Genomic DNA, 20,746 nt, shown 5'->3' with positions numbered 1-20,746 from the left:
TACCCGAAAAAAAACCGCCGGAGGCGGTTCATTCTGCAGCGTGCAAAACCGGGGTCAGGTCCGGCGGACCTGACCCCATGTTCGCATCAGTTGCCGGCGTCCTTGGTCGGCGCGCGGTACGGCATCACGCGCGAGGCCATGCGCGTGTCGGTCTTGAGCATCGCCGCTTCGTCGGCCAGCACGTGCGCAGCTTCCTGCAGAATCACGTCCTTGGCGTTCTTGAAGGCCTTCTCCGCCGCCAGTTCGGCCGCGAGGTTGCGCTCGTCGGCCTGCAGGCCGTCGTCCTGGCGCGGCGAGCCTTTCAGCGCAAGCGCCTTGACCGGCTTGACCGGCGCCGGCACCTTGCCGCGCGCTTCCTTGCTTTCCGGGCCGGCGGCAGCTTCGTCCAGCGGCGCCTGCGCCGCCAGGCGCGCTTCACGCAACTTGGCGCGGGCTTCCTGGGCATCGCGCTCCTTGCGGCGCACGGCCTCGTTCAGCGAGATCGCGTTTTCCTTGCGGATGCGGCGGAACTCGTTGATGTCTTCCTGCAGGTACTGGAAGTCCTTGTCCTTGGCGATGCGCGTATCGTGGCGCTTCTGCAGCGGCGCGATCAGTTCCTTCAGGTCGCCCGACGGCACGTAGCTGGCAGGCTTGATCGCCACCCATGGCAAGGCGTTGTCGTAGGTGGACTCGCCGAAGCTGTCGTTGTCGCCCGTGACCGGGAACTTGATGTCCGGGGTGACGCCGCGCAGCTGCGTGGTGCCGCCGTTGATGCGGAAGAACTGGGCCACCGTCATCTTCAACTCGCCGTAGTGCACCTTGTCGCTCGGCGCGAAGCGGTCGAGGTTGACCAGCGACTGCACGGTGCCCTTGCCGAAGCTCGGCTCACCGATAATCAGGCCACGGCCGTAATCCTGGATCGCCGCGGCGAAGATCTCCGACGCTGACGCCGAACCACGGTTGATCAGCACGCCCACCGGGCCGTCCCACGCCAGGCCTGGCACGGTGTCGCTCTCGACATCGACGCGCCCATCCGCGGTACGCTGCTGCACCACCGGGCCCTTGTCGATGAACAGGCCGGTCAGTTCGACCGCCTCGACCAGCGAGCCGCCGCCGTTGTTGCGCAGGTCGATCAGCACGTTGTCGACCTTGTCCTTTTTCAGCTCGCCGAGGATGCGGGCGACGTCGCGCGTGGCGCTCTTGAAGTCCTTGTCGCCCTTGCGGCGCGCTTCGAAGTCCTGGTAGAAGGTCGGCAGCGAAATGACGCCGACGCGGCGCTTGACGCCGCCGTCGCGCACTTCGATGATCGACTTCTTGGCCGACTGCTCTTCCATGCTGATCTTCTTGCGCACCAGCGCCACGGTAGTGTGCTTGCCGTCGGTGCCAGTCTCGCCCGGCAGCACGTCGAGGCGCACGGTCGAATCCTTGGTGCCGCGAACCAGCTGCACGACGTCGTCGATGCGCCAGCCCAGCACGTCGGTGAACGGGCCCGAATCGCCCTGCGCCACGCCGACGATGCGGTCGCCGACCTTCAGCTTGTTCGACAGCGCGGCCGGGCTGCCCGGCACGATCTCGCGGATGATGGTGTATTCGTCGCGCGTCTGCAGCACGGCGCCGATGCCCTCCAGCGACAGGCGCATCGCGATGTCGAAGTTTTCCGCCGAGCGCGGGCCGAGGTAGTTGGTGTGCGGCTCGATCGCGGTGGCGTACGCGTTCATGAACATCTGGAACACGTCTTCGTTGTTCAGCTTGCGCATGCGCGTGACGTAGTTCTCGTAGCGCTTGTCGAGCGTTTCGCGGATCGACTTGTCGTCCTTGCCGGCCAGTTTCAGGCGCAGCCAGTCGTTCTTCACGCGGCGGCGCCACAGGTCGCGCGCCTCGTCGTCGTTCTTCGGCCAGGCCGCCTTTTCGCGGTCGAGCTGGAAGGTCTCGTCGGAGGTGAAGTCGAATTTGCCCTTGAGCAGTTCACGCGCGTACGCCATGCGCTGGTTGAAGCGCTGCTGGTACAGGTTGTAGATCGTGAACGGCAGGGTCAGGTTTTCGTTGTTGATCGCGTCGTCGAGTTTTGTGCGAACGACATCGAACTGGTCCACATCGCTTTGCAAGAAATACAGTTTCTCGCCGTCAAGTGTCTTGAAGTAGCGGTCGAAGATCTTTTCCGACAACGCGTCGTCGAGCGGCATGGCCTTGTAGTGGTAGCGCGCGAGGAATTTCGACGCCCACAGCGCGGCCTGGGCCTGGGCCGCTTCCGGCTTGAGCTGGGTCGTGCCGATTTTCTCGGGCTGAGCCAGGGCGAGAGGGGCGGACATGGCGAACGCCATTGCAACGATGAAAATCTGCTTCTTCATTCTTGGTCTCTCCGTGCGGGATACTGTGTAAAGCGGGCGGTCCGGGCGTTGAATTGCGCAAAACGGCCAATCTGAACGATTCTAACAGGATACCGGCCCAGCGCAGAGCCAGCTTGAGTGATTTTCACTGGCAGCTTACGGGGCGTCAGACGTGGGCGGTCACGCTTTTACAAATGGATACAGGCCGGGATGGTAATGCGCCAACAGCGCCGCGCCGGCAGCGATGATCAACAGATAAGGCCAGGAGCGCCAAGCGATGCGCCAGTCCACCGGCGATGGCCAGAACGACAGGAACTGCGGCGCCAGCGCGAACGCCAGCAGCAGGTCGAGCGGCTGGAAATGCCAGCCCGGCGCGGTGCGCCAGCGCGCCACAAGGAATGGAATGGTAATGATCAGGAAAGGCGCCAGCGCGGCCGGCGCGGCGTTGTACCAGCGCACCCGGGTCAGCGTGACGGAGCCGAGCTCCCAGTGGCCGGTCTTGACACGGCGCGGGATGATGGTGAGCGAGGTCGGACGGGCGCCCGTCACCAGGCCGACCAGGTAGTGCGCCAGTTCGTGGCAAATGGTGCCGGCGACGGTAAACAGGAAGAAAAACGGGTGCGAGCCGGCCAGGATGCGGATCAGCAGGGCCAGCGCGGCCGTCGGCGCCAGGTACAGCAGCACATCGGTGTGCTGGCACAGGAACGCGGGCGCGAGCGCGCGGCAGCTGGCGACAAAGCTCATCGGTCAGCCGGCGCGCACGCCGCTCAGGCGTAGAAGCAGCGGCCGCAGGCCTGGCGGTAGCTCTCGTTGCCGCCGATGCTGACCTGCTCGCCTTCGCGGATGCGGCTGCCCTGCTCGTCCACGCGCACGTTCATGGTCGCTTTTTTCCCGCAGGTGCAGATGTTCTTCAGCTCTTCGATGTCGTCGGCCAGCGCCAGCAGGTAGGCCGAGCCGGGGAACGGGTCGCCGCGGAAGTCGCTACGCAATCCGTAGCAGATGACCGGCACGCCGCGCACCTGCGCCAGCTGGTGCAGCTGCTGCACCTGGGCGGTGGACAGGAACTGGGCTTCGTCGATCAGCACGCAGGCCACCGTCGGCGCCTCGGCCAGGAAATCGGTATCGGGCTCGAAGATGTCGACCTCGCGCTGCGGGCCCAGGCGGGAGGTGACGCGTCCCACGCCGTAGCGGCTGTCGATGGCGGCGGTGTACAGCTTGACCTGCTGCCCCTGCTCTTCGTAGTTGTGCGCCACTTGCAGCATGGCGGTCGATTTGCCGGCGTTCATCGCCGAATACCTGAAATAGAGTTTTGCCACTGCCTGCCTCGTGCCCTGTTGGATGCGGGATTATAGCAAAGCGGCGCCCTGGAAATGGAGCAAACCATGGCTGTCCGATGTTATGGATCGGGGCCGCGATAACGAGTTGCCCGCGGCGGCGACAACCCCGGGGACTCGGCGTCCCCGTCGTTCCGCCGGACCTGACCCCAGCCCTTGGGCCGCGGCCCGAACGAACTATTGGCCCGGGTGATACTTCCTTTCGAGCGCCTTTTCGATGTCGCTCTTATAGAAAAGCACATCCTTGAACTGGCCCTTGCTGTACATTTCGGCCTGGTCGCTGAAATGCTTCGACGCCGGATTGGCGCTTTCGCCGCCGGCCAGGATGCTCTTCGCGCGCAGCCGCGGGCCGAATTCGACCACGGCCACGAAGCTGTTGCCGCGGTCGCCGTAGATCCGCTTCGTCTTCTGCTTCGCCACCATGCCGAACGACGCCAGCGAACCCCAGGTCGCCGACGTGAACGCCACCGGCCAGCTTGGCTTGCTGTCGTCGTACTGCTGGTCGATGTCGCCGCTGATGCGCTGGAAGCGATTGATCTCGCCCCACGGCGTCTGCCACGATCCGAAATCCGCCTCCAGCTTGGCCGATGCTCGCGCCAGTGCCTGCAGGCGGTCCTGCGCGCCGATGTCGGTGGTGATGTAATCGGCCACCGGCACTTCCTTCGCCTTCGCCGCGGCCGACGCGGCGGCAACCATCTGCTGGCCCCAGTACACCGCGAGCGAGGTCGGCACCGACGCCGTCGAAAAGCGCAGGTCCCAGCCGCGCAGGGCCGCAACCTGCGCCGCCAGTTGCGCCTTCAACGGATCGTTGGAGTCCAGCGCTTCCCAGTCCTTGACCACGGCCGGCACCAGCGGCTCGAACGCGGTCAGGTAGCTGTCGTAGGCGGTGGCGATCAGGCTGTCGAGCGTGAAGCCGCTTTGGTCTTTCAGCACCTTCACCGCATGCAGGCCGCGCGCGTTTTCCGGCAGCGACCACATATACGCCGGATAGTCCTGCACGCGAGGGCTGCTGGCGCCGGACGACGCGAACGGCCAATTATTGGTGTTGAGGATGTAGCCGCTGGCCGGGTTGTGCAGCGTGATGGTCTCCTTGATGTCGTGCAGGCCCTTCCACTCGGTGGCCGGATTGCTGCCGTCGACCGGGTGCTTCCAGTCGAAGGATGGATCGCGGCGCGGCACGAAATTGCCGTGGAAGTAGGCGATGGTACCGTCCGCGTCCGCGTACACGGTATTGTTCGACGAATTGGTGCGCAGCTCCATCGACTTGTAGAACGCGCCGTAGTTTTTCGCCTTGGTGCGCGTGTACGACTGGGTCAGCGCCTTGAGCGGCTCATCCATCAGTCGGACAGCAACCCATTTGCCGCCGGCCTCGCGCACCACCGGACCGTGATGGGTGAAGTACGCGGTGACGGTCTTGCTGGCCATGCCGCCGGCGGTCTTGTAAGGCAGCGTGATCGGCACCGCCCGCACCTGGCGCTGTTCTCCGCCGTACCGGTAGAAGAATTTGCCGTCCTTTTCCGTGATCGTTTCGAGGTACTCGTCGATGACGTCGCCTCCGCCGGAGGTATGCATCCACCCTGCCCGCTCGTTGAAGCCCTGGTAGACGAAGAACTGGCCCCAGGTCACCGCGCCGTAGGCGTTCAGCCCCTGCTCGCTGACCATGTGGACTTCGGGCCGGAAGTAGAACGAGGTGTGCGGATTGATCAGCAACAGCGCGTGGCCGGAGGCACTGCGTGACGGTGCGATCGCAAAGCCGTTCGAGCCGCGCGGCTCCGGATCGAAGCCGGTGCCGGCGTCGGCCAGCGCGGCCTGCGCCGGCTTGCCGTACATCTGCTCGAGCTTCTTCAGGTCGATCGACTCGATGTCGCCGCCGATGCTGCCTTCGCTGAATGCCAGCGCCATCCACGGCTCGAAATGCGTCAGCAGCTTCGGCTTCACTCCCGGATGCGTGTGCAGGTAAAAGTTCAAGCCATCGGCGAACGCCACCATCAGCTGCTTCAGCCACGCGGGGCTGGCCGCGTACTTGGCCTGCATGTCCTGCGGCGTGATGAACATCTTCATTCGCAGGTCGCGCCAGATTTCGGCCTCACCTTCGACTTCGGCCAGGCGCCCGAGCGCGTTGATGTAATTGAGTTCGACCCGGTTGAAATCGTCCTCGGCCTGCGCGTACAGCAGGCCGAACACCGCGTCGGCGTCGGTCTTGCCGAATACGTGGGGGATGCCCCATTTGTCGCGCATGATCGTCACGCGCTTTGCGGTGGCCTGCCAGCGCGCCTGTTCAGATGAGACGCGCGTCGCCGCCGGCGGAAACCAGACCGCCTCCGCAGGCAGTTGGGTGAACAGGCAAGCGCCGCCAAGCAGCGCACTCCAGACGAAACGTGGTGACGTCATCGGACGAGATCCATGTGAAGGTTATTGTTATTGGTCGGCCGCCGGGAGTCCCAGCTTTTCGCGGAGTTCGGCGTTTTCCTGCGTGAGCGTATCGACCTTCTGGCGCAGCGCGGCCACTTGGGCGCGCAGCTCGCCGGCTTCGTCCTGCGCCGACTCCTTCGGCGGACGCGCGGCGGCCTTCTGTTCGCGCACCTGGCGTGCGGCCTGCTGCAGTTCCTTGCGCCCGCCCGCGACCGCGGCGATCTGCACCGATTCCGGCAGCGAGGCGACGTTGGCGGCTGCATTGATCGAAATGGTCCCGGAGCGCACGGCTTCCACCAACTGCGGCGTGGCAGCCTTCTGGATCCGCTCGATCTGGCTGATCGTGTTGCTCGACACGCGGGCGGCCTTCGCCACGTCCTCGCGCGTGTTCCATGGCGGCGATTCAGGCACCTTCTTTTCCGCTTCGGGCGCGGCCTTCGCTTCCGGCTCGGCGGCGCGCTGGGCGACGCGGGCGGTGACGATATCCTTCTTGCGCAGGGCCAGCACGCCGCGCTGGTAGTCCGACACGCTGCGCCGCGCCAGGTGGTTATCGATCACCCAGAGCATGACGTCGTCGATCGAGTTGAAGTTCGTGTTCTGCACGGTGCGGAACTCGATGCCGTGGCGGGTGCAGATATCGTAGCGGTTATGACCGTCGATCAGCACATCGCCCCACAGCACCAGCGCATCGCGGCATCCTTCGGCCAGCAGGCTGCGTTCGAGCGCGGCATGTTCATTGGCGGTGAGCGGATCGATAAACGAACGCAGTTCTTCGTTGATAGTGATGTTCAATTCTTGTCCTCGGAGTTCGGGCGCGCCAGACGGCCGGCGCGCCGCCAGAATGCTACACCATCCGAGGTTGTCGCCAAAGCTAATCGTTGACGTCTTGATCACCGCGTTTTCACAGCGGCAGGGGCAGCACGCTGCGGCATGCAAAGGCGGGGTCAGGTCCCGCGGACCTGACCCCATCCTGGTCGATGCGGTGGAAAAGGATTCTCGCTCAACGCAACGCCGTTATGCCGTCAGCTTCCTCGCCCGACATGGTGCCAATGTGCTAAAATCTCGCCCGCTGCCCGGGTGGTGAAACTGGTAGACACCCGAGACTTAAAATCTCGTGTCAGAAATGGCGTACCGGTTCGATTCCGGTCCCGGGCACCAACAATTGGTATCGACATTCGTCGCGACCTCTCCCCCTTTTGATACTGATTTGCGCGGTGCGCGTGCGCACACGGAGGCTACTGGCGATTGTGGCAGCGTAACCCGGCCATGCTGCAAACACGGGAATGCAAACCCCTTCTAGCGCATCGCGCCGTTCACGTGAAAATCTCCGTTCTCGTCGAAAATGAACCCGACCTCCCCGGTCTTGACTTCCGCTTCCAGCGCGGCCAGGTCCCGTATTCCTAATTTCGGCAGCATGTCGAAGGTGCAGAGATAGAGCATTTGACCGAATGTGGTCTTTGGCGCGTTTGCCATCTGTACTTGTTGCGGAACTGCGGCCCTGATCGTCGATGTTCGTGCCGCCGGATCGTACTCGTTCCGGAACAATGGTCGGTGAGATAAGCTCCAACTGACGAAACTAAGATGTGCCAGCATCTCCCGTAGCTGAATGGGACTCATGGGCTTGCCTGCCGTCGCGTCAATATGGCCTTTCAAGAACGGTTGGCTCAGTTTGGCGTCGTCCAACGACGCCAATAAGGCAGTGTCGCCCACCCTGAGCAGTATGGTATTGATACCATTGATATCTCGGAAATCGAACGGGGTGCTGGTCGGCCCCTCCGGCGCGTTCAAAACCAGGAAAGTGCCGATGCAGGCGGGCTCAAGTTTAGCGCCTGTGTAGATACTCCGAATCACCGCATGGATGTGATGGAGCCACGCGAAGTCGTATTTGCTCGAAATCGGTTGCTCTCCCTTTTGTTTATTAAGGTGGAGCCGCAGCTGAGTATCCTTGAGGTGCGTTTTGAAGAAGACAAACGCGACCCAAACAAACAGCAACTCGCTGGATTTTCGATCCAAGCCTGCCGTGAGACTTGCATATCCTTGGGTGAGCAAAGGTTGGACGCGTTCTTCGAGGTTTTTGCCGTAAAAACTGTTGCATTCACGGCAGCACGGAAGCGTGTATTGGCTGTACTTCAGTTTTACCGTATTTGGCAACGTAATCGACTGGTCGAACAGACCTGCCCAGCGCAGCAGCCATTTAGGAATCACGTGTTCATCGTTGAATGTTTCGTCGCGAGGGGTTCCGCAAATGAAACAGTGACCGTCCTTACAAATATCATTAACAAATTTATTGAAGCTGAACGCGACAATGCGCCCTCCATCCATGACCGTTCCCGCGTCTGGATCGAACTGACTTTCCATATATATTCCTCCCGATGAGATGCGGCATTTTCTCAGAAGCCATGACTTGCGTGTGTTTGGTTGCGTATGTATATCAAACTGGTGCCGCCCAACTGCAGACGTCATGATGCAGGTTTGGAGCCGGAATTGAACAGTTTACAGGAGGCTAGTGGCGATTTTTCGCATTTGGCATACTTTGCATCAAACGATGGTTGGACGACGAAATCAATCAGAGCGAAACTGAGCTTGCCGCAATCGCCCCCACCCTGAACATCGGCTTCAAGAAGATGGCGAGTGCGATGACCAAAGGCCAAGTCATTTTGACCGACGTCCCCGCCATCCGAGGGGATACCACAAACAAGATCTGGTTGTCGAAAGCTGCGGCGGCGCCGGGTTCCGCTGCTAGCGACGGGCTCCGAGTAATCTATATAGAAAGTGCTTTCTTTGATAGTAAGAATATCCTGTCCGGCAAAAAGAACTGGACCCGAATACTTGTTCACGAGATGGCTCACGTGGAACTTGCAGCGGTCGACGTGCGCTATGCCCACGACTCATTAGGGATGAAGCCGGAAAAGAATAACTTCAATACCGCCACCTGCCTGACCAATGCGGAAAGCTGGGCCTTTTTCGCGGCGGACTGCGCGGGAGCGTTGGATGATGGGGTTCGGGGACGAGTCCTAAAATGACTTGCAGCGCTACTACTCGTCACTTTGCCGCAAGCCTTATCGTAATGAATTTTGCGGCATTCCGTCGCCCACCGCAGCCAAGGAGTCGTCCATGTCGGGTTTATCATTCAGTCGCCCTCCGGCACCTCATGTGCCCCCAGTAACGATCGGTGGGATTCGTTACGAACCGACCACTCAGTCGGCGACACCGGGTCCCGATCATGCACCTGGCGTGCTGGGAGCATACGATGCGGCTACCGGCGCCCGACTCTGGACACTCAAAGTCTACGACCTTGCGATCGATCCGCGGCTAGAGTCCGACGTGCAGGAAGACCATTTCAGGACCCTGGCCGCGACGTCTGACGGCAAGCTGCTTATCGTCACCGAAACTGGCCGGCGGTATGAAGTTGATCCAGCGAAGCGAATCGCCCGGGCATTGCCTTGATGGCCTCTGAAATTCTTGCGTGACGCGAAACAGAAGGCTGCACGCCCTGCCACGACCCGAAACATTGCCAAACGCGAGGCGCCCATCTGAAATTCGAAATCCCTCCCAGCAGCCGCTGAAAGCGAAGCTGTATCTGCGGTACACGCTGCAGCGCCGATCCCGAACATGCAACGATGGGCCACATTCGTTTGATCCGATTTCAACCCTCCATTGTCGAGAAATTTTACAGGAGGTCGCGCTTCTCTTACTTTCTCAGCGCAAACTATTGTTTACAAAGGCTTGTTAGTTCGGGCACGTTAATTGCTTTACTTCTATTGCGTGTGGTATTTGAATCGAGGTAATAGTCGTGACCAAACAAGGGGATAAACGTGTTTAATAAAAAAATGAAATCAGTAATCAAGTCGGCCGGCATGTCGATGTTCGCCTGCGCCGCGCTGCTGTCGGCCGGATCGGCGGGCGCCGTCACCATGCTTGGGCAGGCGCCGGACCCATCGCTAATCGTCCAGGCAGGGGGCTTTGAATGGGTGTATGCAGGTCCCTGCGCCGGCCTTCAGCCAAGCTGCGGCGTGGTCCAACTGCACCATGGGTTCGAATTCGCTACCGATGATCAATGGAACGCGAGCTTTTCCGATTTGTCAGCGCTGATGGCCGCCTTCCACACCACCAGCTCTCCGCTTTGTGCCTCAGCTTATTTCAATACCCAGTACGACCACTGCGACGGTGGCGACGTCGGCCTTGGTTACGTGTGGCACTCGCCACTGGCGCCGTCATTAGGACAGCGCAACAGCACGGCGGCTGAGACCTTCCTGGTTCGTGCGCCGGCGGTTTCCGACGTCCCTGAACCTGGCAGCCTTGCCCTGATCGGCCTGGGCCTGGCGGGTTTCGCGGCAGCGCGCCGCCGTCAAGCGGCAAAAAAATAACAATTTTCGGCGTCATCCCGCGGCCCGCCTTGTGCGGGCTTTTTTGTTGTTCAGGCAGATGCCAATCGGCCGGCATCGGGCTGCATGACAGCTCACTTTTCCCCGATGGTCTTCGCCAGTAGCTCCTCGGCCCGGTCCAAAAAAATCGAGCTTGGTTGCCGGGTTCAGCCCGTTCAGCGCCAACCGTCGAAATATGGATATCGAACCATTGCCACTCGACGTCCATAAGTGGCATTGCATCACTCGCCGCGTTGCTCCCGTCCAGCTGCCAAGTAGACAAAAAATGAATCGAAATCAAGCCTCGCTCTGAGCGTCACCGCACAGAAGGAAGGCTGTGCGCCTTGTATTGTTGACAAAACATATCAATGCAAGGAGATCACGATGAACACCCAATTTGCCGGCAAACGCCTTATGTGCGCGCTCGCCTTCATTGGCCTCGGCGTGGTTTCAGGCGCCGCTTCGGCCCAGAGCCAGGAATATCGCCGCGGCTACGACCAGGGCTACCGCGACGGCATGGCGGCGGCGCAAAGCCGCGGTGGCCAGGAATACGGCGGCCGCGGACGGATCCACATCGCCGAAGCCCTCTACGGCGTGCGCGACGCCTCATGCGACGCGCGCGAAGCGGTGCGCCAGATGATCGGCCGCTACCCCAACCCGACCATTACCGCCGGCAACCAGCTGTGCGGCGATCCCGCCCGGGGAGCCCGCAAGCGCCTGACCGTCACCTACCGCTGCGGCGACAGCGCACTGATGCGCGCACAGGCCGACGAAGGCGACAGCATTACCCTTAACTGCCAGTAAGCCGTCCACAAATAACCATCCTTTTTGGAGAAGACCACCATGAACGCCTGCCCGGATTGCGGTTCGACTCATACGCGACGTATCCCCCGCACAATGCTCCAGCGCCTTGTGCTGGTCAACAGCAAGAACATCCTTTGCTCGCACTGCGGAGAGCGTTCGCTGGTGCTGTGGCCGAACTTGTTCCAGCGCGCCGCGCGGCCCGAGCGCGCGATCATCCGTCCTCCCGTGCTGGCACGGCGCATGATGTACTGAATTGCTGCGCGCCCCGCCAAGGCCGCCCGCGAGGCGGATTTTTGCTTTGCGGATGGGACGGCTTGATCGAATCGAAATCGGCCGCAAAACGCGGCAACTTGCGGGCCTCAAAACGGTCTTAAGATACAGACCGGCACTTTCACCGAGGAAGGCGCGCATGAGCAGGCTCGAACCAGTCAGGGACACCTTGCGGGAAGGTGAATATTACGCGGGCCTCATTCTGGGAAAGGATGGCGCGCCGGACCATCACCTCATTCTGCTGCCGGGCGAAATCGACGACGTCACCTGGGCCGCCGCGCGCGACTGGGCCGTGCGGGCCGGCGGCGAGCTGCCCAACCGGCGCGAACTGGCGCTGCTGTTCGCCAACCAGAAGGAGCACTTCCAGCGCGTGTGGTACTGGTCGCGCGAGCCGTCGGAAACCCGCTCGCAACTGGTGTGGGGCGAGAACTTCTCGAGCGGCATTCAGACCATGTATGGGCGCCAGTTCCATGGCCGCGCCAGGGCCGTGCGGCGCGTCATCCAGGAAGATGGGGGCAGCAGCGCCGCGGCACCAGAGCCCGATGCCGCCAGCGCCGCGTGACGAAGCCGGGGGTCTGGTCCTGCGGACCTGACCCCATTTTTGCGTGGCCGCGAGTGCTATGTGCTCTACCGTACAGTCGAGTGATCAATCTTCCGCTATCGTTGCGTCAGCAAATCTTGATATCTCGTCAACCACGCCGTAGAGGAAAATAACATGGCCACAATAATGAGCCTCATCGTCTATCTGGTCATCTTCGGACTGATCTGGTGGCTGGTCAGCCTGCTGCCGCTGCCGGCGCCCGTCGCGCAAATCGTGCGCGTGCTGTTCATCATCCTGCTGATCCTGATCGTGCTGTCGGTGTTCGGAATTATCCCCGGTGGCTACCTGCCGCGGCTGAACTTCTAGCGCGCCTCAGCTTCAACAAAAAACCCGGCTTCGCGCCGGGTTTTCTGTTTTTGCTCACTGCGATCAGCGCGCCGGCACGACCGTGCGCCCGACCGGCTGCTCCATGTTGGCCAAGAACCAGGTCGTGGTGGCCATCACGGCGACGTGGCGGCGCAGGTCTTCGGGCTTGACCTTGTCGAGCGTGTCGGCCGGCGTGTGGTGATAGTTGAAATAGGTCGATTCATCGATCAGCGGCGCGAAGCTCGGCACGCCGGCCGCCTCGAGCCCGTGCAGGTCGCCCGTGCCCAGCACGTCGGTCCGCTGCAGCGCTCCCGCCCCCATCGGCGCCAGCGCGGCGCGCAGCGGTGCGAACTGCTTCATCGATTCGAACGGCACGCTGGTGCGCATGCCGAATACCCGGCCCGATCCCTCGTCGTTCTCGATCGCCGCGAAGTGCTTGCCGGCGTCGGCCTTGTTCGCTTCCAGGTACGCCTGCGCGCCGCGGCCGCCGTTTTCCTCGTTCATCCAGGCGATCAGGCGGATGGTGCGGCGCGGACGGAAGTCGAGCTTCTTCAGGGTGTCGATCACCGCCATCGCGCTGACGACGCCGGCGCCGTCATCGTTGGCGCCGGTCGCCAGGTCCCACGAATCGAGGTGGCCCGACACGATGACGATTTCATCGGCCTTGTCGGTGCCCGGCAGGTCGGCGATGACGTTGAAGCTGTCGGCGTCGGGCAGCGTTTGCGGCGTGAGGGTCAGGTGCATGGTCACCGGCCCGCGCTTGGCCAGGCGCGCCATCAGCATCGAGTCCTCGGTCGATACGGCCGCGGCCGGGATGCGCGCGCCGTCCTGCAGGCCGCTCGCGCCGGTGTGCGGCAGACGGTAATCGGCGCCGCCGACGGAGCGCACCAGCGCGGCCGCGGCCCCCATCTGCGCCGCCATGCGCGTGCCACCGCCGCGGTACTGCACGCCCTGACCATACGCCTGACCGGCCTGGCCGTGATCGGCCATCTGCTGGTCGAACGGCACGTCGAACAGCACGATGCGGCCCTTCACCTCGGCCGCGCGCGCCTTCAGTTCGTCGAAATCATGAACCACGATCACCTGCGCGGTCAGGCCGGCCGCCGGCGTCGCGCCCGATCCGCCCAGCGCGGTGAGCACCACTTTCTGCGACAGGCCGGCCGGACGGCCCGCATATTCGGTTAGCTCGGCGCTCTCGGCGCCGCGCACCCAGTGCGGCACTTTCACCGGCTGCAGCGTCACCTTCGCGCCGATCTTGCGCATCGCCTCGGCCACCTGCGTCACCGCGGCCGCGGCGCCCGCGGATCCCGACAGGCGCGGTCCGATCAGGTCCGTCATGTCGGCCAGGCGCTCGTAGGCCCAGTCGCTCTTGAGGGCCGCGGCGCGGATCTGGCCCAGCGCGGCGGGATCGTTACCCGGCGTGGCGGCGGCCGCGTTTGCGGCCAGCACGGCGCCGGCGAGAATGGACAGGGCGAACGGGAACAGAGTGCGATTCATGCAGCAGGTCCTTCGATAGGTTCATGAGGACTCGAACAATATCCCATTTGTACCCATTTTGTACACGCCCGCGATGGCGTGTTTACGCCGCTTCGCCACGCACCAGCCGCACCAAAGTGATCTCGGAAGGCGCGCCGAAGCGTTTCGGCGGGCCCCAGTAACCGGTGCCGCGGCTGGTGTACACCCACAGGGAGCGAAACCGGTTCAGGCCCGCGGTGAACGGCTGCTGCAGGGGCACGAACAGGTTCCAGGGGAAGAACTGGCCGCCGTGCGTGTGGCCCGACAGCTGCAGGTCGAAGCCGGCGTCCGCAGCCGCCTCCGCGCTGCGCGGCTGGTGCGCCAGCAGCACCCTCACCCGCACATTGGCGGGCGCGCCGGCCGCTGCGGCGTGCGGGTCACTGCGGTGCGATTCGTCGAAATGGTGAGCCGAAAAATCGGCAACGCCGGCAATCATCACGGCGTGGCCGTCACGCTCGCGCACCACGTGCTGGTTGATCAGCACCGTGATGCCGAGCCGGCGCAGTTCGGCGATCCAGGCGTCGGCGCCCGAATAGTATTCGTGGTTGCCGGTGACGAAAAACGCACCGTCACGCGCGGACAACCGTTCGAGCGGCGCGGTGTGCAGCGCAAGGCGCGGCACGCTGCCGTCAACCAGGTCGCCGGTGATCGCAATTGCGTCGGGCTGCAGTCCGTTGACCCTGGTGACGATCGCATTCAGGTAGCCGCGCCTGATCGTGGGGCCGACGTGGATGTCCGATATCTGCGCGATCGTGTAGCCGTGCAGCGCGTCGGGCAGCCCGGCGATCGGCACGTCGACTTCGACCACCTTCGCAAGCCGGCGCGCGTTGACGAAGCCGACCAGCGTCACTGCCAGCGCCAGCAGGGGAACGCCGAAAGCGCTGGCCCGCGCAAGGGCCGGCGTGCCCGCGCCGAACAGCGCCAGCACCAGCATGACCGCATCGCGCAGCACGGTCAGCACCAGCAGGGAAGAAAACAAGCCCATGGCCAGCAGGCCGGCCCAGGTCAGGCGTTCGCCCCAAGGGCCGCGCTTCAGCCGCGAGGCGAACAGGCCCGTAGGCACCAATAGCGTGGACGCGATCAGCATCGCGATCCCGGCGCCCTGCCCGGCGGCGCCGAGCGCCATGGCCGGGATCAGCCGCCAGCCGATATAGGCGTGCAGCAGCGCGAGCAAAACGGCGACGGTGAGAAAGGAACGGCGGGGCATGGAGGGTCCGGAAAGGGTGAATTGGCCGCGTAAATACACTGTATGTTACATGCGACACAGGAGTTGTAAGAGTCTGTATTAAGAATGGCGCGAGATTCTGGACACACATATAGTGACTCCATGCCCAGCACTTTATACGATCATTCCGATCCAGGTTGAGGCAAGAGGAAATCGCCATGTTGAACAAAAAATTCGTAGGCGCGGTGCTTCTGGCCGCAACGGCCGTCTCGACGACGGCAATGGCTCAGGACCGCGGTGCGAATACCGCGGTCGGCGCCCTGATCGGTGCCGCAATCGGCCACAATGCCGGTGGACGCGATGGCGCCATCGTCGGCGGCGTGCTGGGCGCTGCGGTCGGCAATTCGATCAGCACCAACAACGACCGTTACTACGACAATCGTAGCAACGGTTACTATTACGACAACCGCGGCTACGCGCCGGCGCCAGCGGCGTACTACGACAGCCGCGACTCGTACAGCAATACGTATTACGCACCGGCCCCAACGTATGTACAGCCTGCCCCGGTGTACGTCGAGCCAGCGCCGGTGTACTATACCCCTGCGCCGAGCTACTACTACAGCCGTCCTTCGACCGTCGTGTATTTCAGCAGCGGCGGCGGATACTACGGCGGCCACGGCGGATACCACGGTCACCACGGTCACCGTTAATCGCAGCACAACGCAGTTCATCAAACGCCGCCCGGGCAACCGGCGGCGTTTTTTTTCGTCCGCCCCCCGCTAACCTCCGCTGACGGCACTCGCCGTCCCATCGAACGGGGGAAGCATGCTGGATGCGGGCGCGGTCATCACACTCGAAGCGGGCGCCTACCGCCTGCGCGCGCCGCTGGCCCGCTCGGCCTACGGGGTGGTCTGGTGCGCCGACGCGCTGCCGGCTGGCCGCCAGGTTGCGCTCAAGCTAATTAACCGGGAGCAGATGGCGCGCGCCCGGCCGGAACAGCGCGAGCGCTGGATCGCCAGCGCCAGCAAGGAGATTGCGTTCCTGCGTTCGCTTGCGCCCTGGGACGAGCGCCACATCGTCCGCCTGCTCGATAGCGGCATGCACGACGGCTTGCCCGTGATGGCGCTCGAACTGCTCGACGCCGACGTGGCGAGCCATGTCGCGCGCCTGCGCCGCGCGGGCGGCGCGATCGGCTTCGGCCAGGCGCTGTCCTGGCTCGGCCAGATCAATGACGCGCTGGCAAAAGTGCATCAGTACGGCTGGCGCTACCTCGACCTGAAGCCGTCGAACGTCCTGCTCGACACCGTCCGGGGCGGAGTCAAGCTGACTGATTTCGGCACCAATCGCCTGCTCGGCGAAGCGGCGCCGCACGGCTACGCGGGCACCGCCAACTGGCAGGCGCCGGAACAGTTCTTCCCGGACCGCGATGGCCGCTACCACACCGATACGCGCAGCGACTACTTTGCGTTGGGCGCGATGTTCTACTACCTGGTCACGGGCGGGCTGCCGCTGCGCTTTTGCAGCGATTGCGGCCAGGCCTACCGTGAACACCAGGCCGGCGGCGCCGCGTTCCTGCTGGCCAGCCACGGCGGCGCGATGCCGCCCACGCTGCGCGACGACGAAGCTGTCCAGTTCGCGCAGCGGGCCGGGGAAGCCGGCACACCGGCGCTCGCCCTGCTGCGCCGCCTGCTCAGCGCCGATCGCCACGAGCGGCCACCCCACGCGCTGGCGATCAGCCGCATGATCGCCGATGTGCGCAGCGCCACCACCGTGTCGAGGGCGGCATGATCCGGCGCCTCCACCTTGGCGGATTCCTGGTCGCGGCGATCGCGCTCGGCGTGCTGTGCGCCTTGCAGCTGGTGGCGCTGTGGCGCTCGCCGGCGGTGATGTCGCCGGCACTCATCGCGCTGTCGCTCAAGCCGGGCGAGTCGATCACGCTGGGGCGGCAGGAACTGGCCGCGCCGCAGGCCGACAGGGCCCACGTCGGCATTCGGCGCGATCTGGCCGGCCGCTGGTTTGCGCGCAATGTGAGCGGCAACCGGCAGCTGCTGCTGCAGCGCGACGGATCGGAGCTGCGCACCGGGACAATCGCCCTGCGCGAAGGCCAGCAATTTCGCATCGGCGGCGCCTTGTTCACGGTGCAATCGGGCGACGACCATTCCGTCGCATTTGCCGGCGCCGGGCAGCGCTGGCGCTACGACGGCGCAACCCTGCAGCGTGACGGCCGCGCTCTGCCGCCCTGCCCCGACGCCCGGCTGGGCGCCCGCGTCGCGGCGCTGTGGAACCGCTGGGCGCCGCGCACGATGACCTTCGCGCGGCCGCTTTCATTCGGCGGCAATCTGTATTGCGACAACCGCCTGGGACTGGAACACATCGAAATCGGCGCCGCGACGCTTGGCCGCAGCAATGGCCGGCTGCTGCTGGCAAGCGGCGGCGGCACCGCGCCGATGCTGGTGGCCTCGGGCGCCGGCAGCTTCGACCTGGCGCGCAACGAAGTTCCGCTCGACGGCGTAACGGCGCTGGTCGCCGGCCATACGCGCCTTGCGATTCGCATCGCGAACGACCGCTTGGAATTCAGGCCAGTGGGCCACGTCGCCCTGTTCCTTGACGCGCGCGTCGAGCTGCCGCCGCAGGTCCAATGGGAATGGGGCTGGCGACGACCGTGGGCGCTGTCCGGCGGGCCGGCGTGGCTCCTGGCGCTTGTGCTGTGCGGCGCGCTCGCGGCCACCGGCGCCCTCGCATGGCAGCGCGGACGCTGGCCGTTCGAGCGCGGCGTCGCCCCCGCCACCCGCGCGGCGAGCTTTGCCACGGTGCTGCTTGCCATCGCCGGCATCGCCGCCCTGGTCCTGCAGCGCGCGGGCACGCCGCCCGGCGTCGGCGTGTCGATCCTGCTCGGATGCGCCGCCATGTGGTGCTGCCTGATGCTGCCGGGACGCCCGTCGCTGGTGACGGCGGCGGGCGTGCTGTTGCTTGCCGTGGGCCTGCTCGCGCAGCTCGAACTGGGCCTCGGCGCCATGGAGTCGTCCTGGCTGCGCCACTATCAGAAGTCCACCGCGCTGCTGGCAATCGGCCTCGGCATCGGCGCGCACCTGCGGCTGCGGCTGGGCGGACGCGCTTTCGTCATGCCGCAGACCCGGCTCGAATGGATGCTCGCGCTGCTCGCGTGCGGCGCGCTGGCGGCCCTGCTGCTGCAAGTGGTGCTCGGCGACGAAACCGGGGTGTTCGACCTGCAGCCGGTGGAATTCGCCAAGCTTGCGCTGACGGCGCTGACCGCGCACTGCATCGCCCTCGGTCTCGGATGGGATGCGGCGCTGCCCGCGCACATCCATCCCGTCCTGCGCTGGTTCCGGCTCGCCGCCCCGGCGCTGCTGTTCCTCGCCCTGCTTGGCCTCGCGCTGGTGCAGGTGGACGACTACTCGCCGCTGATCCTGCTGCTGGTATGGAGCATGGCGATGGCGTTCGCCTGGTCGCTGGCGGCGCGCAAGTATCTCGCCACGGCCGCCATCGTCGGCCTCGCCTGCGGCGCCGCGGCGTCCATCGCCTGGCTGCGCGGCGCCGGCGCCGGCGAGGTGTCCCAATGGACCTTTTACGCCGACCGCTTCCTGGTGTGGCTGGATCCGGCCAGCCATCCGCACACCGGCCAGCAGCTGCTGCTCGGTGCGCGCGCCATCGCCGAGGGCGCGTGGTGGGGCTCGGACCAGTTGCTCGGCATCTCGTCGCTGGGCCAGCCGGCCGGCAGCGCGCTGCACATCCCGCAGGTGCAGGACGACTTTGCGCCGTCGTTCTTCGTGAACCGACACGGCCTGGCCGGCGCGCTCGCGCTGTGGATGCTGCAGGCGCTGTTCCTGGTCGGGGTGCTGCAGACAGCCGCGCGCTCGTATGCCGCCAGCGTCGAAGCGCGCGATTTCCGCCACGCCTGGATGGGCCGCTTCCGCTGCTTCGCACTGTGCGGCGGCGCCGCCTTCGTGCTGGGCCACTTCCTGCTCTCGTGGGGCACCAACCTGGCGATTTTCCCGATCATGGGCCAGCCCATGAGCTTTCTCTCGGCCGGCGGCAGCCACCTGCTGTTTTTCATCTGCCCCCTGCTAGCGTTCAGTGCGATCAGCGCCCAATCATCCGAGGAGATTCAATCATGCCGGTCTATGTCCAACACGAAGTGCTAGGCAAGGTGCCTGATGTCTTCAACGCCGAGGCGCTGTGGCAGGCGCCGGGGCTGGCGCTGTTTGCGCGCAGGCCGCTGCTGCGCGACCTGCTCGAACGATCGCCGCGCGAACACCGCGGCCGCGCCGCCACGCGCTGCTTCTCGCACGTGACGCTGATGCTGCCGCAGGACGAGGTGGACGACGATCGCCACCTCACGCGCGGCGCGCGCGTGCGCGACCTGGCGCAGTCGCTGGCCCAGTTGCATCAGAAGGATTTCGGCGACCTGCTCGGCAGCGACGAGGTGCGCTACGACGTGGTCGGCGCCGACTCGCTGGAGCCGGGCCAGGTCGAGGTAAAGTTCGGGCACGCGGTGTACCTGCCGGCGCCGGATGAAAAGGTGCTGTACGCGGTCACGACGTCGCGCGACAGTGCGATCTGGAAGCCGGTGTGTTCGATCTACCCCAACCAGCGCCTGGCGCTGATCGGCGCGGACGACCAGTCGGCCAGCCACGCGGCGCCGGACTGGCCGTTCGGCGCCGACGGCGCGATCCTCCTGATCAACGACGGGCCGGATGCCCCGATCGAGGTCCAGGTGCGCCCGAAAGGCGCATTCGATTGCACCTTCGATCCGATCGGCGGCTACTTCACAGTGAAGTCGAAGCTCGATGGCCCCGGGGCCAGGCTGCTGATGAAGGTGACGCGCGTCGCGCCCGCAGCCGCGGCGCCGGACAAGCCGGCGGCAGCGTCGCCGATCCAGCTCAAGCCCGCAGCCGTGTGGAAGACGCGCTCGCGCGCGCCGGACGAAGTCGAACTGACCGCGGTGCCGGGCAGCCACCGGCCTTCGACGCCCGTCGAGGGCGACGCGACCTACGCGCCCGTGTCGCAACAGCGCGTAAGCCTGGTGGCGCTGGCGATGCCGCGGCTGTCGCGCTACCGCGAAACCGGCGCGCTGGCCCTGGAAATCGGGCTCGATCGCACGCTCGGCGTGGCCGCCCACGCCGAAGATGCCATCATCAGCTTCGCGGTGGACGCCGGCGACGAACTGCACGCCATCACCGGCGCCGGCCGCGAACGCATCGCGGTGCCGGCGACGTTTACGCCGGTCGAAGGCGGCACGGTGACGCTGTCCGCGGTGGCGCCCGAGATGGCCGACCGCTACTCGGCGATCCTGACCCTGGCCAATCCGCCGGCCGTGCCGGCGGCCAGCGGCGCGCGTTTCGTGTTCGGCCGCAGCGCGCCGATGCTGGCGGCGCTGCGCGTGCTGGACCAGGCGCGCTTCCTGCGGCGCTCGGAAGGCTTCGACAGCGCCAGCGCGGACCGCATCGGCCTGTCGCGCAATGCCTTCAGCTTCGAAGCGGCGGGCGGCGGCTACCAGATCGGCCGCCTCAGCGCGACGCAGGCGCTGTACCACCTCGACGAGCAGATGCGCTTCGTCGCCGGCATCGGCGGCGACACGCCTTACCTGCTGCCGGCCGGGCATCACTTGGTGGCCGGCCATTACGTGCTGCGCTTCGACGCGTAACGGA

General features: G+C 64.8%; 19 protein-coding genes and 1 tRNA gene. 12 read left to right on the top strand and 8 right to left on the bottom strand.

The window, feature by feature from the left end:
- Positions 1–86: 86 nt before the first annotated feature.
- The 5 genes from Q4S45_RS07545 to Q4S45_RS07525 all read right to left on the bottom strand — a co-directional run bounded on the left by Q4S45_RS07545 (position 87) and on the right by Q4S45_RS07525 (position 6,844).
- Positions 87–2,327 carry a carboxy terminal-processing peptidase gene (locus Q4S45_RS07545; protein WP_305510594.1) on the bottom strand — a complete coding sequence of 747 codons (2,241 nt, stop codon included), beginning with the start codon at positions 2,325–2,327 and terminating at the stop codon, positions 87–89.
- A 159-nt stretch (positions 2,328–2,486) separates the two neighbouring features.
- Complete coding sequence (locus Q4S45_RS07540) at positions 2,487–3,050, bottom strand: hypothetical protein (protein ID WP_305510593.1); 564 nt, start codon at positions 3,048–3,050, stop codon at positions 2,487–2,489.
- Positions 3,051–3,073: 23 nt separating this feature from the next.
- Positions 3,074–3,592 carry a thymidine kinase gene (locus Q4S45_RS07535; RefSeq protein ID WP_374046102.1) on the bottom strand — a complete coding sequence of 173 codons (519 nt, stop codon included), beginning with the start codon at positions 3,590–3,592 and terminating at the stop codon, positions 3,074–3,076.
- 225 nt (positions 3,593–3,817) lie between these two features.
- Positions 3,818–6,031 (bottom strand): penicillin acylase family protein, encoded by a 2,214-nt coding sequence (locus Q4S45_RS07530; protein WP_305510590.1) that lies wholly within the window; start codon positions 6,029–6,031, stop codon positions 3,818–3,820.
- 27 nt (positions 6,032–6,058) lie between these two features.
- Positions 6,059–6,844, bottom strand: a complete 786-nt coding sequence (locus tag Q4S45_RS07525) for a hypothetical protein (RefSeq protein ID WP_305510588.1) — start codon at positions 6,842–6,844, stop codon at positions 6,059–6,061.
- A 279-nt stretch (positions 6,845–7,123) separates the two neighbouring features.
- On the opposite strand from Q4S45_RS07525, the gene Q4S45_RS07520 reads away from it, so the two are divergent.
- A tRNA-Leu gene (locus Q4S45_RS07520) sits at positions 7,124–7,210 on the top strand.
- A gap of 138 nt (positions 7,211–7,348) precedes the next feature.
- Here the strand turns inward: Q4S45_RS07520 and Q4S45_RS07515 are convergent.
- On the bottom strand, positions 7,349–8,410 hold the full coding sequence (locus Q4S45_RS07515) for a hypothetical protein (protein WP_305510586.1): 1,062 nt from the start codon (positions 8,408–8,410) through the stop codon (positions 7,349–7,351).
- Positions 8,411–8,601: 191 nt separating this feature from the next.
- Between Q4S45_RS07515 and Q4S45_RS07510 the strand changes: the two genes are divergently transcribed.
- From Q4S45_RS07510 to Q4S45_RS07480, 7 genes are all read left to right on the top strand, one after another.
- Positions 8,602–9,075, top strand: a complete 474-nt coding sequence (locus tag Q4S45_RS07510) for a M35 family metallo-endopeptidase (RefSeq protein ID WP_305510584.1) — start codon at positions 8,602–8,604, stop codon at positions 9,073–9,075.
- Position 9,076: 1 nt separating this feature from the next.
- The gene (locus Q4S45_RS07505; RefSeq protein ID WP_305510582.1) at positions 9,077–9,499 is read left to right on the top strand and encodes a hypothetical protein; all 423 of its coding nucleotides are present in this window, start codon (positions 9,077–9,079) and stop codon (positions 9,497–9,499) included.
- A gap of 368 nt (positions 9,500–9,867) precedes the next feature.
- Positions 9,868–10,419, top strand: coding sequence for a PEP-CTERM sorting domain-containing protein (locus tag Q4S45_RS07500; protein ID WP_305510581.1), 552 nt, complete (start codon positions 9,868–9,870; stop codon positions 10,417–10,419).
- Positions 10,420–10,800: 381 nt separating this feature from the next.
- On the top strand, positions 10,801–11,220 hold the full coding sequence (locus Q4S45_RS07495) for a hypothetical protein (RefSeq protein WP_305510579.1): 420 nt from the start codon (positions 10,801–10,803) through the stop codon (positions 11,218–11,220).
- Positions 11,221–11,313: 93 nt separating this feature from the next.
- A complete protein-coding gene (locus Q4S45_RS07490) occupies positions 11,314–11,472 on the top strand; it encodes a hypothetical protein (RefSeq protein WP_305510577.1) in 159 nt (52 codons plus the stop codon).
- Between the two features lie 157 nt (positions 11,473–11,629).
- The gene (locus Q4S45_RS07485; RefSeq protein WP_305510575.1) at positions 11,630–12,052 is read left to right on the top strand and encodes a DUF1566 domain-containing protein; all 423 of its coding nucleotides are present in this window, start codon (positions 11,630–11,632) and stop codon (positions 12,050–12,052) included.
- A 153-nt stretch (positions 12,053–12,205) separates the two neighbouring features.
- A complete protein-coding gene (locus tag Q4S45_RS07480; protein WP_305510574.1) occupies positions 12,206–12,397 on the top strand; it encodes a Thivi_2564 family membrane protein in 192 nt (63 codons plus the stop codon).
- A gap of 63 nt (positions 12,398–12,460) precedes the next feature.
- On the opposite strand, the gene Q4S45_RS07475 is transcribed toward Q4S45_RS07480, so the two are convergent.
- Positions 12,461–13,894, bottom strand: a complete 1,434-nt coding sequence (locus Q4S45_RS07475) for a M20/M25/M40 family metallo-hydrolase (protein ID WP_305510573.1) — start codon at positions 13,892–13,894, stop codon at positions 12,461–12,463.
- Between the two features lie 82 nt (positions 13,895–13,976).
- Entirely contained in the window at positions 13,977–15,119 is a 1,143-nt protein-coding gene (locus tag Q4S45_RS07470; RefSeq protein ID WP_305510572.1) for a metallophosphoesterase, read from the bottom strand.
- Positions 15,120–15,295: 176 nt separating this feature from the next.
- On the opposite strand from Q4S45_RS07470, the gene Q4S45_RS07465 reads away from it, so the two are divergent.
- The 4 genes from Q4S45_RS07465 to Q4S45_RS07450 all read left to right on the top strand — a co-directional run bounded on the left by Q4S45_RS07465 (position 15,296) and on the right by Q4S45_RS07450 (position 20,742).
- Complete coding sequence (locus tag Q4S45_RS07465) at positions 15,296–15,787, top strand: glycine zipper domain-containing protein (RefSeq protein WP_305510570.1); 492 nt, start codon at positions 15,296–15,298, stop codon at positions 15,785–15,787.
- Positions 15,788–15,902: 115 nt separating this feature from the next.
- Complete coding sequence (locus Q4S45_RS07460; protein ID WP_305510568.1) at positions 15,903–16,865, top strand: protein kinase; 963 nt, start codon at positions 15,903–15,905, stop codon at positions 16,863–16,865.
- Complete coding sequence (locus tag Q4S45_RS07455) at positions 16,862–19,240, top strand: FtsW/RodA/SpoVE family cell cycle protein (protein WP_305510566.1); 2,379 nt, start codon at positions 16,862–16,864, stop codon at positions 19,238–19,240. Before Q4S45_RS07460 ends, Q4S45_RS07455 begins: the two co-directional genes overlap by 4 nt.
- Entirely contained in the window at positions 19,210–20,742 is a 1,533-nt protein-coding gene (locus Q4S45_RS07450; RefSeq protein ID WP_305510564.1) for a hypothetical protein, read from the top strand. The genes Q4S45_RS07455 and Q4S45_RS07450 overlap by 31 nt, the downstream gene beginning before the upstream one ends.
- Positions 20,743–20,746: the final 4 nt, after the last annotated feature.

Origin of the sequence: Massilia sp. R2A-15 (genome assembly GCF_030704305.1) — a bacterium.
In the GTDB taxonomy this organism is placed as follows: Bacteria; Pseudomonadota; Gammaproteobacteria; order Burkholderiales; family Burkholderiaceae_D; genus JAFCUW01.
Note: the sequence above shows the minus strand (reverse complement) of the source record. Positions and strands in the feature narration are given on the sequence as shown.

What these genes read in the sequence shown, in the direction of transcription:
- Q4S45_RS07545 (WP_305510594.1), bottom strand. Translation starts at nt 2,327, where the DNA reads ATGAAGAAGCAGATTTTCATCGTTGCAATGGCGTTCGCCATGTCCGCC.
- Q4S45_RS07540 (WP_305510593.1), bottom strand. Translation starts at nt 3,050, where the DNA reads ATGAGCTTTGTCGCCAGCTGCCGCGCGCTCGCGCCCGCGTTCCTGTGC.
- Q4S45_RS07535 (WP_374046102.1), bottom strand. Translation starts at nt 3,592, where the DNA reads ATGAACGCCGGCAAATCGACCGCCATGCTGCAAGTGGCGCACAACTAC.
- Q4S45_RS07530 (WP_305510590.1), bottom strand. Translation starts at nt 6,031, where the DNA reads ATGACGTCACCACGTTTCGTCTGGAGTGCGCTGCTTGGCGGCGCTTGC.
- Q4S45_RS07515 (WP_305510586.1), bottom strand. Translation starts at nt 8,410, where the DNA reads ATGGAAAGTCAGTTCGATCCAGACGCGGGAACGGTCATGGATGGAGGG.
- Q4S45_RS07495 (WP_305510579.1), top strand. Translation starts at nt 10,801, where the DNA reads ATGAACACCCAATTTGCCGGCAAACGCCTTATGTGCGCGCTCGCCTTC.
- Q4S45_RS07490 (WP_305510577.1), top strand. Translation starts at nt 11,314, where the DNA reads ATGCTCCAGCGCCTTGTGCTGGTCAACAGCAAGAACATCCTTTGCTCG.
- Q4S45_RS07485 (WP_305510575.1), top strand. Translation starts at nt 11,630, where the DNA reads ATGAGCAGGCTCGAACCAGTCAGGGACACCTTGCGGGAAGGTGAATAT.
- Q4S45_RS07480 (WP_305510574.1), top strand. Translation starts at nt 12,206, where the DNA reads ATGGCCACAATAATGAGCCTCATCGTCTATCTGGTCATCTTCGGACTG.
- Q4S45_RS07475 (WP_305510573.1), bottom strand. Translation starts at nt 13,894, where the DNA reads ATGAATCGCACTCTGTTCCCGTTCGCCCTGTCCATTCTCGCCGGCGCC.
- Q4S45_RS07470 (WP_305510572.1), bottom strand. Translation starts at nt 15,119, where the DNA reads ATGCCCCGCCGTTCCTTTCTCACCGTCGCCGTTTTGCTCGCGCTGCTG.
- Q4S45_RS07465 (WP_305510570.1), top strand. Translation starts at nt 15,296, where the DNA reads ATGTTGAACAAAAAATTCGTAGGCGCGGTGCTTCTGGCCGCAACGGCC.
- Q4S45_RS07460 (WP_305510568.1), top strand. Translation starts at nt 15,903, where the DNA reads ATGCTGGATGCGGGCGCGGTCATCACACTCGAAGCGGGCGCCTACCGC.
- Q4S45_RS07455 (WP_305510566.1), top strand. Translation starts at nt 16,862, where the DNA reads ATGATCCGGCGCCTCCACCTTGGCGGATTCCTGGTCGCGGCGATCGCG.
- Q4S45_RS07450 (WP_305510564.1), top strand. Translation starts at nt 19,210, where the DNA reads ATGCCGGTCTATGTCCAACACGAAGTGCTAGGCAAGGTGCCTGATGTC.